Genomic DNA, 10356 nt, shown 5'->3' with positions numbered 1-10356 from the left:
AGACAGGCGCAAAAGGCTTGCAGGACGTCGGCTAGCTAAAAGCCGATATCAGCATAATTGCCTGCCGTCGATCAGCCGCCGTGGCTTTGACTTTCCAGATGTCGCCAGACCTGCTGCACCAGCCGCTTGCGCAACAGGGCACAGCGGTAGAGGCGGATCTCCAGGCCGACCTGCCAGGCGGCGTCGCCACACACGGCCAGTTCGCCCCGGGCCAGCTCCGCCGCCACCGACAACTGCGGCACCCAGGCCACGCCCAGGCCTTGCAGGGCCATGGTCTTGAGGCTGTCGGCCATGGCGGTTTCATAGAGGGTCACGGCGCGCAGCTTGCGCTGGCGCAGGAGCAGATTCACCGAGCGGCCGAGAAAGGCACCCGCGCTGTAGGCCAGCAGCGGCACACTGCTCTGCCCGTCCAGCTGGAACATGGGGCGGCCCTCGCCATCGGTGGCGCAGACCGGCAGCATGGCGGTATGTGCCAGGTGCAGCGAAGGAAACAGCTCCGGGTCCATCTGCAGGGCGGCGTCGGGATCGTGGAAGGCCAGCATCAGGTCGCAGGCGCCGTCACGCAGGGCGTGGATGGCATCGCCGACGTTGGTGGCCACCAGGCGACTGGCCAGCGCCAAACCCTGGCCACGCAGCCCGGCGATCCACTGCGGGAAGAAGCCCAGGGCCAGGGAGTGGGCGGCGGCGAACTGCAGCACCTCGCCCTGCCCGCCTTCCAGGTGGTGCAGATGGCGCACCGTCTCGCCCAGTTGCTCCACCACGCTGCGCGCCGTGACCAGAAACAGCTGGCCGGCCTCGGTCAGGCTGATCGGGGTGTGGGATCTGTCCACCAGGGTCAGGCCGACGCTTTCCTCCAGGGCGCGGATGCGCCGGCTGAAGGCGGGCTGGGTGACGAAACGCTTTTCGGCGGCCTGGGAAAAACTGTAGGTGGCCGCCAGGGCCACGAAGTCTTCCAGCCATTTGAATTCGATGTTCATGGCGCCCATACGTCTTCGGATCTCGTGAGGTCACAACCAAAGTTATGCCGATCCGGCATGAGGCTTGGCGGATCGGCATTGGCCGAGATCGGCTGGCAGGCCTAGATTCTAAGGCATCGCGGCGCCCGCCGCTCGATCGAAGCCTAACGCTATCATGTCCGACTCTGCATCACCCGTCCGCCTCGAAAAAGATCTCCTCGGTACCCTCGACGTCCCCGCCGATGCCTACTACGGCATCCAGACCCTGCGAGCCGTACAGAACTTCCGCCTCTCCGGCGTGCCCCTTGGTCACTACCCCAAGCTGGTGGTGGCCCTGGCCATGGTCAAGCAGGCGGCGGCCGACGCCAACCACCGGCTCGGCCACCTGCCGAGCGAGAAGCACCAGGCGATCGTTGACGCCTGCTCGCGCATCATTCGCGGCGAATTCCACGACCAGTTCGTGGTGGACATGATCCAGGGCGGGGCCGGCACCTCGACCAACATGAACGCCAACGAGGTGATCGCCAACGTGGCGCTGGAGCTGCTCGGCCATGCCAAGGGCGAGTATCGCCACCTGCACCCGAACAACGACGTCAACATGGCGCAGTCGACCAACGACGCCTACCCCACCGCCATCCGCCTGGGCCTGCTGCTCGGCCATGACGCCCTGCTCGCCAGCCTGGACAGCCTGATCACCGCCTTCGCCGCCAAGGGCGTGGAATTCGCCGAGGTGCTGAAGATGGGTCGCACCCAGCTGCAGGACGCGGTGCCCATGACCCTCGGCCAGGAATTCCATGCCTTCGCCACCACTCTGGGCGAAGACCTGGCGCGGCTGAAAAGCCTGGCGCCGGAGCTGCTCACCGAGGTCAACCTGGGCGGCACCGCCATCGGCACCGGCATCAACGCCGACCCCGGCTACCAGCTGCTGGCCGTGCAGCGCCTGGCGGAAATCAGCGGCCAGCCGCTGACCCCGGCCGCCGACCTGATCGAAGCCACCTCGGACATGGGTGCCTTCGTGCTGTTCTCCGGCATGCTCAAGCGCACTGCGGTGAAGCTGTCGAAGATCTGCAACGACCTGCGCCTGCTCTCCAGCGGCCCGCGCACCGGCATCAACGAGATCAACCTGCCGCCGCGCCAGCCGGGCAGCTCCATCATGCCAGGCAAGGTCAATCCGGTGATCCCCGAGGCGGTCAACCAGGTGGCCTTCGAGATCATCGGCAACGACCTGGCGCTGACCCTGGCGGCCGAGGGCGGCCAGCTGCAGCTCAACGTCATGGAGCCCCTGATCGCCTACAAGATCTTCGACTCCATCCGCCTGCTGCAACGCGCCATGGACATGCTGCGCGAGCATTGCATCACCGGCATCACCGCCAACGTCGAGCACTGCCGCCGCCAGGTGGAGCACTCCATCGGCCTGGTCACCGCGCTCAACCCCTACTTGGGCTACGAGACTTCCACACGCATCGCCAAGACGGCGCTGGAAACCGGTCGCGGCGTACTGGAGCTGGTACGCGAGGAAAACCTGCTGGACGAGGCGACCCTGGACGACATCCTGCGCCCGGAAAACATGATCGCCCCGCGGTTGGTGCCCCTGAAGGCCAAGGTCTGAGCCTCGCACGCCAGACCTGAGCGGTAACCGACGGCAACTCCCCGCGAGCGCGGTATCCTTCTTGCTTGGAAGGCTGCCACCGCTCCGGGGAGTTTTCACATGCGTCAGTCCGGCTTGATCAATCTCAACCTGGTATCCCTGGTCCTCCAGCAACTGGCGGCCGACACGCCGGCCCGGGCGGCACCGCTGCTGGCCGGTAGCGGCCTGCAGCTGGACGACCTCGAACAGCCCCATCGCCTCATCACCCTGGCCCAGGAACAGCGGGTCATCGCCAACGCACTACCCGTCGCGCCGCCCGAACTGGGGCTGCTGCTGGGCTGGCGGCTGCGCGTCTCCGGCTACGGCCTGCTCGGCTATGCCCTGCTCAGTGCCCCGACTCTGGGCGCGGCGTTGCAGGCGGCCCTGGCCCACCAGGGCCTGCTCGGCGCCTATTTCACCCTGCGCCTGGAGCGCCATGGCGACCTGGCCTGGCTCAGGGCCGACGACCATCCCTTCGCGCCAGAACTGGAACGCTGCAACGCCGAGTGCTGCCTGGCCTCGCTACGGGCGATCTGCTGCGACCTCCTGGGCACGCCTCTACCCCTGGTGCAGGTGGCTTTTCGGCACCCCGAGCCGACCTATCGCGAGCGCTATGACGATTGCTTCGGCGCCACGCCCCTGGCCTTCGGAGCCGCCTTCAACGGCCTGGCCTTTCCCATTGCCTGGCTGGAGCGCGGCCTGCCGCTGGCCGATCCGGTGACCCATCGCGACGCCCTGGAGCAGTGCGGCCGGCTGGCCCCCGAGCAGGATCGCCAGCGCGCCCTGCTCGCCCGCATCCGCACCCTGCTGGGCGCCGATCTCGCGGCACCGCCCTCCTTCGAGGCCCTGGCCGGCCACCTCGGCATGGCGCCGCGCAGCCTGCGCCGCCACCTGCAGGCGGGCGGCAGCGGCTATCAGCAACTGCTCGACGAACTGCGCTTCGAACGGGCACGTGATCTGCTGGCCCAGGAGCGCCTGCCCATCTATCGCATCGCCGAGGTGATGGGCTTCAGCGAAACCGCCAGCTTCCGCCATGCCTTTCGCCGCTGGAGTGGGCAATCGCCACGGGGTTATCGGCTCTAGCGGCTGGCGTATGCTGGCGGTTCCTGCATACCGAGAGGCTCTGCCATGCCAGCCCTGCACCTGCTCGCCGAACGCGGCCAACCCACCGACCAATACCGGCTGCCGGCGGAAAAGCGCCTGGAAGGCGATCCGCTGCAGAGTCTCTGGCTCGACTACGAGGATGCCAGTGGCGTCTTCGCCGTCGGCCATTGGCACAGCGAGGTGGGCAAGTGGCGCGTCCAGTACACCGAGGAGGAGTATTGCCAGGTCCTCGAAGGCCTGAGCCTGGTCACCGATGACCAGGGCCGCACTACCCGCCTGGGGCCGGGCAGCACCTTCGTCGTGCCGCGTGGTTTCCAGGGCACCTGGGAGGTCGTGGAGCCAACCCTGAAGCGGTTCGTGGTCTACGAAGCCAAGGGCAGCTGACATCTCTTGTGACGGCGCAAGGTGAGAATCTGGCCGGATCTATCCCCTTTTGGCCGCTGCGCCTCTCGTCGCGAGGCGCCGGGCTGGCAAGAATCAGGAGAGATCCCGCCGCCCGGAGTCACCATGCGCATCCACCACAGTCCCGATCACGCCCTGCACCATGGTCGCTGCGAATTGATCGACGGCCAGCTGCAGCCCTGTTTCGAAAAGCCCCAGCGCGTCGAATTCATCCTCGCCGAGTGTCACCGCCGGCAGCTCGGTGAGGTGGTGGCGCCCAGGGACTTTGGCCGGGCGCCCCTGGCGCGTGTCCATAGCGAGGCCTATCTCGACTTTCTCGCCGGTGCCTGGGACGAATGGGCCGCCGGAGGCGAGACCGTGGATCTGCTGCCCTATACCTGGCCCGCACGCACCCTGCGGCAGGTGCTGCCGCCCACCAGCCTGCATGGGCGTCTGGGCTACTACAGCTTCGACGGCGGCGCGCCCATCACCGCTGGTACCTGGCAGGCCGCCTACAGCGCCGCCCAGGTGGCGCTGAGCGCCGGTGCCGAGGTTGCCGCAGGCACGCGCAGCGCCTTCGCCCTCTGCCGTCCGCCGGGCCATCACGCCGCCGCCGATGTCATGGGCGGCTACTGCTATCTGAACAACGCCGCCATCGCCGCCCAGGCCGCCCTCGACGGCGGCGCGCGGCGGGTCGCCATCCTCGATGTCGACTACCACCACGGCAACGGCACCCAGGACATCTTCTATGCCCGCGACGATGTCCTGTTTCTTTCGCTGCACGGTGATCCGGGCTTCGAGTTCCCCTTCTTCCTTGGCTATGCCGACGAGACCGGCACCGGCGCGGGCCAGGGCTTCAACCTCAACCTGCCGCTGCCCGCCGGCAGCGCCTGGGACAGCTGGAGCGCCGCGCTGGAGGTGGCCCTGACGCGACTCCAGAGCTATGCCCCGGACCTGCTGCTGGTCTCCCTGGGCGTGGATACCTTCAAGGCCGATCCCATTTCCCAGTTCAAGCTGGAGAGCGATGACTACCTGCGCCTGGGCGAACGCCTGGCGCGGCTCGGCCTGCCGACCCTGTTCGTCATGGAGGGCGGTTACGCCGTGGCGGAGATCGGCATCAATACGGTGAACGTCCTGGCCGCCTTCGACGGCGCCTGACCCCTATCGCGAGGAATCCCACCATGCACAGCCTCTTGCGTCCGCTCACCGCCCTGCTGGGCAGCGCCCTGCTCGCCAGCGCCGTCCAGGCCGCCGATCCCGGCGAACTGCGGGTCTACAACTGGGCCGACTACATCCTGCCCGAGACGCCCAAGGACTTCGCCAAGCAGACCGGCATCCGCGTCACCTGGGACACCTTCGACAGCAACGAGTCGCTGGAAGCCAAGCTGCTGACCGGGCGCTCCGGCTATGACCTGGTGATTCCCTCCAACCAGTTCCTGGAAACCCAGATCAAGGCCGGGGTGTTCCAGAAGCTGGACAAGACCAAGCTGCCCAACTGGCAGAATCTCGATCCCGAGTTGCTCAAGCTGCTGGAGGTCAACGATCCGGGTAACCAGTACGGCGTGCCCTACATGTACGGCACCATCCTCATCGGCTTCAATCCGGCCAAGGTCAAGGCGGCGCTGGGCGCGGACGCGCCGGTGGACAGCTGGGACCTGGTGTTCAAGCCGGAGAACATGGCCAAGCTCAAGAGCTGCGGCGTGGCCATGCTGGATTCGCCCTCGGACATCCTGCCGGTGGTACTGCACTACCTGGGCCTGGACCCCAACAGCGCCAACGCCAAGGACTACGAGAAGGCCACGGCGCTGATGCTGAAGATCCGTCCCTACATGGCCTACTTCAACTCCACCAAGTACATGACCGATATCGCCAACGGCGACATCTGCGTGGCGGTGGGCTATTCGGGCAGCTTCTACCAGTTCGGCAACCGCGCCAAGGAAGCCGGCAACGGCGTGGTGGTGGACTGGCGCCTGCCGCGCGAGGGTGCGCCCATCTGGTTCGACACCTGGGCCATTCCGGCCAGCGCCGCCAACGTCGACCAGGCCCATGCCTTCATCAACTATCTGCTCGAACCCAAGGTGATCGCCGGGATCAGCGACTACCTCGGCTATCCCAACGCGAACAAGCCGGGCATGCCGCTGGTGACGCCCACGATCCGCGACAACCACGACCTGGTGCCCACCCCGGAAATGCTCAAGAAGCTCTATGTGGTGCAGCCCCTGCCACAACCCATCGAGCGGGTCCGCACCCGTGCCTGGAGTCGCATCAAGGCCGGCAACTGAAGGCCGAGACGTCCATGACGGCCCGAATGGTAGCCAAGTGCTACCATTCGGCGGCTATACCCTCTTATTCGGGAACCCCCTATCGCGCTAAGGGACTTATTGTGCTGAAGTGACCTATCGGATTTTCCTGCCAGGTACGGCACCATGTCCCTCAGTCTTGCCCTCGCCCGAGCGCTGGCTCGCCCTTTCTGGGCCCTGCGCTTCGAGCCGATATTGGAACAGCATTACCAGCAGGACATCGCCCGTTCGCGCCAGCGCCACCTGCTCATCAGTCTGACGGTCGCCATCCTGGCCTACGCCAGCTTCTCGATCTGGGACTGGATCCTGATGACCGAGGCCTTCTGGGTCATCAGCCTGCTCAGTGCCCTGGTGGTGCTCGGCGGGGGCATGACGCTCTTGGCCCTCAAACTGATGCCGGCCGAGCATCCGGCGCGCGAGTGGCTGGGCATCCTGCCGTGTCTGCTGGCCTATGCACCGCCGCTGTTCGACCTCCAGGCGAGCGATGTCGCGCATCGCGCCCTCTGGCTGGCCACCCTCCCCCTCATGACGCTGTTCACCAACAGCTGCATCGCCCCACCCCTGCGGCAGGCGGCGGCACATAGCCTGTTCGCCCTGCTGACCATCGGCCTGGCCACCCAGATGCACGGTCTGCCCGCCGTGGAGGCTTCGCTGGTGCTCACCCTGGCCGGCGCCACCGTGGTCTTTACCCTGCTCAACAGCTTCTGGATGGAAAGGGCCCGCCGGCAGGGCTATCTGCTGATTCTGCGTGATCGGTTGCGCAACGAAGAGCTGGCCGCCACCAACCGCGTTCTGGAACAGCAATCAGCCACGGACCCCCTCACCGGCGTGGCCAACCGCCGGGCCCTGATGCAGGCCCTTACCACCGCCCTGGCGCGTCCCCCGATCCGACCGCTGCTCCTGCTGATGATCGATGTCGATCACTTCAAGGCCTTCAACGATCGCTATGGGCACCCGGCCGGCGATCGCTGCCTGCAGCAGGTCGCCACTGCCCTGGCCAGTGAATTGCGCGCCGGCGACTGCCTGGCCCGCTACGGCGGCGAGGAATTCGCCATCCTCTGCACGCCCACGCGCGAGGAAGATAGCGGCAAACTGGCCCAGCGCCTGCTGGAGGCGGTGCGTCGACTGGAGATTCCTCATCTTGGGCCCAACGCCGGTCCGCGGGTAACGGTGAGCATCGGCGGTGCCTGTGCCCGGCTGGACCACGACTGCGCCGAAACCTTTCTCGAAGCCGCCGACCGGCAACTCTACTGGGCCAAGCAGGCAGGCCGTGACCAGGCGATCCTGGAAGACTGCGATCGATGCCAGACGCCGGTCGGTGATCTCCGCTAGCCTAGCCGATAGACCCGATCGACCAGGGTCGCGCTGGCCAGGCGCTGGCGCAGATCGTCGTCCAGGTGGGGGTCCTGCCAGTCGTAGAGACCGATGCGGCCATAGGCCTGGCCGCGCCGGGGGCGGGTGCCCAGGTACTTCCAGACCACCCGGGTGCAGGCCGGCTCGCGCCGGTCGGAGGCGCTGACGCCCAACTTGAGGCCGTTGAGGCGATCGATGCGATTGCGGGCGCTGGGCAACAGCACCGTCTGCGACAGCTCGTTGCCGGTGAGGGACTCGTAGTCGGTGAAGAACAGCCGGCTTTCCAGGCTCATGGCCAGGCCCAGGTAGCGAAAGCGTGCCTGGCTCGTGGCCTCGCCCTGACGACGCAGGCGTTCGAAACGCACATAGCGAAAGACGCCTTCCTCCTCGAACAGCCGCACCAGCCCACAGAGCACCACGCCCGGGGTGGAGAGCGACGGATAGTATTCGTGGTAGTAGCCCTGGTACCGGGCCAAGCCTTCCTGGCGCTCGCCGAACAGGGCCAGCGCCTGCCCCGCCCACCCCGTCTCCTGGCTGACCGGTGCCCCCAGGCGCGCCGCGAATTGCCGTTGCGACAGCTGCAGATCGCTGGCCGGCAGCCCGAAGAACTCCGCCAGTCGCTGCAGGTTGTAGGGCGACGGACGGCTCTGGCCGTTGAGGTAGCGATTGAACTGGGCACGGTTGATACCGACGGCGCGACAAACGGCGGCAATCGAGCGGTGGCGCTGGCAGAGCAGCTGCAAATTGGCGGAAAAGTCGCTCATGAACCCTGCCCAAGCTTGACAGACGGCCGGAAAACTAGCATCAAGTCGCGCCATTTTGAAGCGAGGCGCGGAATTGTCCACGCCGGTGGGATAGCCGAACCTAGGCGGCCCGGTCCGTCTTACTGCCCGTTCCACCCGGACCGATCCGTCCCAGCGCCCTGTCCCGGTCGTCTCCCCACGACCGGGCGCGGCGTCGGGAGCGGGATATTCCACAATAATAGCCCCAAGGCTTGCGAGCCGGCCTTGGAGCATCACTAGCATGCTCGAGGATTCTTCATGCACTACCTAGAAATGCTCAATGACTTCCTGTCCGGCCACGTACTCATCGTGCTGATCGTCGGCCTGGGCAGCTATTTCACCCTGCGCTCGCGATTCGTGCAGTTTCGTCATTTCCCGCACATGTTCACCGTGTTCAAGGATTCCCTGCGCAACAGCGGCGACGGCCTGAGCTCCTTCCAGGCACTGATGCTCAGCCTGGCCGGTCGTGTGGGTGCCGGCAACATCGCCGGCGTAGGCCTGGCCGTGACCCTGGGTGGCCCCGGTGCCGTGTTCTGGATGTGGGTGACCGCCCTGGTCGGCATGGCCAGCAGCTTCTTCGAGTGCACCCTGGCGCAGGTCTACAAGCGCGCCGATGGCGATGGCCTCTACATCGGTGGTCCGGCGTACTACATCCAGCACGGCCTCAACAAGCGCTGGATGGCGCTGATCTTCTCTGGCCTGCTGCTGGTGACCTACGGCTTCGCCTTCGTCGGCCTGCAGTCCTTCACCGTGACCCACTCGCTGGAAAACGCCTTCGGCCTGCCGGTGCAGTACACCGGGATCGCCCTGGCCATCCTGCTGGGCCTGGTGTTCATCGGTGGTATCAAGCGCATCGCCGCGGTCTCCGACATCCTGGTGCCGGTCAAGACCCTGGCCTACATCGCCGTCACCCTCTATGTGATCATCACCCAGATCGAGCTGGTGCCCGGCACCCTGATGACCATCGTCAAGAGCGCCTTCGGCCTGGAGCCGGCCTTCGCCGGTCTGCTGGGCGCCGCCATCACCATGGGCGTCAAGCGGGGCGTCTTCGCCAACGAAGCCGGCCTGGGCGCCGCGCCCAACGTCGCCGCCGTGGCCGCGGTCAAGCACCCGGCCGCCCAGGGCGTGGTGCAGGCCTTCAGCGTCTTCCTCGACACCTTCGTCATCTGCACCTGTACCGCGCTGCTGATCCTGCTCTCCGGCTTCTATGCCCCGGGCTTCGACGGCGACGGCATCGTGCTGACCCAGAACTCCCTGGCCGCGGTGGTCGGTGACTGGGGCCGCATCTTCATCAGCGTCGCCCTGTCGCTGTTCGTCTTCACCTGCATCCTCTACAACATCTACCTGGGTGAAAACGGCCTGCGCTACCTGCTCGGCCGCGGCAAGGCCGTGCTGCTCGGCTATCGCGGCCTGGTGCTGGTGCTGATCTGCTGGGGCTCCATGCAGAACCTGACCACGGTGTTCGCCTTCGCCGACATCACCATGACCTGCCTGGCCTTCGTCAACCTGATCGCGCTGGCGATGCTGATCAAGGTCGGCATGCGCATCCTCAACGACTACGACGCCCAGCGCCGCGCCGGTGTCGATCAGCCGGTGTTCGATGCCGACCAGTTCCGCGACCTGGACCTGGATCGTCAGGCCTGGCCGTCGCTGGATCGTCTGGAAGACACCGTCGCCGAAGCCCGCGCCGCCCAGCCGCGCCAGGCGCACTGACCGCCGCAGCGGTCACGTTGGGCTTCGCTACGCTCAACCCAACCTACGGGTGACGTAGGTTGGGTTGAGGCGGCTCCATCGCCGAAGCCCAACGGCCCCGAACCATGATTCGCTTGTCTGCCCCCACCTCGCGTGGGGGC

Annotated in this window: 9 protein-coding genes; 7 read left to right on the top strand and 2 right to left on the bottom strand. The window is 66.5% G+C overall.

Features of this window, described 5'->3' with window-relative positions:
- Positions 1 to 71: 71 nt before the first annotated feature.
- The gene (locus ACUCV0_RS12730; protein WP_059316971.1) at positions 72 to 977 is read right to left on the bottom strand and encodes a LysR substrate-binding domain-containing protein; all 906 of its coding nucleotides are present in this window, start codon (positions 975 to 977) and stop codon (positions 72 to 74) included.
- A gap of 154 nt (positions 978 to 1131) precedes the next feature.
- Here ACUCV0_RS12730 and aspA point away from each other — a divergent pair, with 154 nt between their 5' ends.
- From aspA to ACUCV0_RS12700, 6 genes are all read left to right on the top strand, one after another.
- Positions 1132 to 2565, top strand: coding sequence for an aspartate ammonia-lyase (gene aspA, locus ACUCV0_RS12725; protein ID WP_323150188.1), 1434 nt, complete (start codon positions 1132 to 1134; stop codon positions 2563 to 2565).
- A gap of 99 nt (positions 2566 to 2664) precedes the next feature.
- On the top strand, positions 2665 to 3666 hold the full coding sequence (locus tag ACUCV0_RS12720) for an AraC family transcriptional regulator (RefSeq protein WP_482212854.1): 1002 nt from the start codon (positions 2665 to 2667) through the stop codon (positions 3664 to 3666).
- Between the two features lie 45 nt (positions 3667 to 3711).
- Positions 3712 to 4071 carry a cupin domain-containing protein gene (locus tag ACUCV0_RS12715; RefSeq protein ID WP_313647667.1) on the top strand — a complete coding sequence of 120 codons (360 nt, stop codon included), beginning with the start codon at positions 3712 to 3714 and terminating at the stop codon, positions 4069 to 4071.
- A 123-nt stretch (positions 4072 to 4194) separates the two neighbouring features.
- Entirely contained in the window at positions 4195 to 5226 is a 1032-nt protein-coding gene (locus ACUCV0_RS12710; protein WP_454252229.1) for a histone deacetylase family protein, read from the top strand.
- 23 nt (positions 5227 to 5249) lie between these two features.
- Positions 5250 to 6350: a polyamine ABC transporter substrate-binding protein gene (locus tag ACUCV0_RS12705; RefSeq protein ID WP_257704948.1), complete on the top strand. Its 1101-nt coding sequence runs from the start codon at positions 5250 to 5252 to the stop codon at positions 6348 to 6350.
- A gap of 144 nt (positions 6351 to 6494) precedes the next feature.
- Positions 6495 to 7700: a GGDEF domain-containing protein gene (locus ACUCV0_RS12700; RefSeq protein ID WP_482212853.1), complete on the top strand. Its 1206-nt coding sequence runs from the start codon at positions 6495 to 6497 to the stop codon at positions 7698 to 7700.
- Here the strand turns inward: ACUCV0_RS12700 and ACUCV0_RS12695 are convergent.
- Positions 7697 to 8485 carry a helix-turn-helix domain-containing protein gene (locus ACUCV0_RS12695; RefSeq protein ID WP_482212852.1) on the bottom strand — a complete coding sequence of 263 codons (789 nt, stop codon included), beginning with the start codon at positions 8483 to 8485 and terminating at the stop codon, positions 7697 to 7699. The two genes, ACUCV0_RS12700 and ACUCV0_RS12695, sit on opposite strands and share 4 nt — an antisense overlap.
- 276 nt (positions 8486 to 8761) lie before the next feature.
- On the opposite strand from ACUCV0_RS12695, the gene ACUCV0_RS12690 reads away from it, so the two are divergent.
- Positions 8762 to 10216 (top strand): alanine/glycine:cation symporter family protein, encoded by a 1455-nt coding sequence (locus tag ACUCV0_RS12690; RefSeq protein WP_454252231.1) that lies wholly within the window; start codon positions 8762 to 8764, stop codon positions 10214 to 10216.
- The last annotated feature ends 140 nt before the right edge of the window (positions 10217 to 10356 follow it).

It is taken from the genome of Pseudomonas sp. VMV1, assembly GCF_056790235.1.
This window is presented reverse-complemented; position numbering and strand designations above follow the sequence as displayed.

Coding starts and splice junctions, on each gene's coding strand:
- ACUCV0_RS12730 (WP_059316971.1), bottom strand. CDS start 977: ATGAACATCGAATTCAAATGGCTGGAAGACTTCGTGGCCCTGGCGGCC.
- aspA (WP_323150188.1), top strand. CDS start 1,132: ATGTCCGACTCTGCATCACCCGTCCGCCTCGAAAAAGATCTCCTCGGT.
- ACUCV0_RS12720 (WP_482212854.1), top strand. CDS start 2,665: ATGCGTCAGTCCGGCTTGATCAATCTCAACCTGGTATCCCTGGTCCTC.
- ACUCV0_RS12715 (WP_313647667.1), top strand. CDS start 3,712: ATGCCAGCCCTGCACCTGCTCGCCGAACGCGGCCAACCCACCGACCAA.
- ACUCV0_RS12710 (WP_454252229.1), top strand. CDS start 4,195: ATGCGCATCCACCACAGTCCCGATCACGCCCTGCACCATGGTCGCTGC.
- ACUCV0_RS12705 (WP_257704948.1), top strand. CDS start 5,250: ATGCACAGCCTCTTGCGTCCGCTCACCGCCCTGCTGGGCAGCGCCCTG.
- ACUCV0_RS12700 (WP_482212853.1), top strand. CDS start 6,495: ATGTCCCTCAGTCTTGCCCTCGCCCGAGCGCTGGCTCGCCCTTTCTGG.
- ACUCV0_RS12695 (WP_482212852.1), bottom strand. CDS start 8,485: ATGAGCGACTTTTCCGCCAATTTGCAGCTGCTCTGCCAGCGCCACCGC.
- ACUCV0_RS12690 (WP_454252231.1), top strand. CDS start 8,762: ATGCACTACCTAGAAATGCTCAATGACTTCCTGTCCGGCCACGTACTC.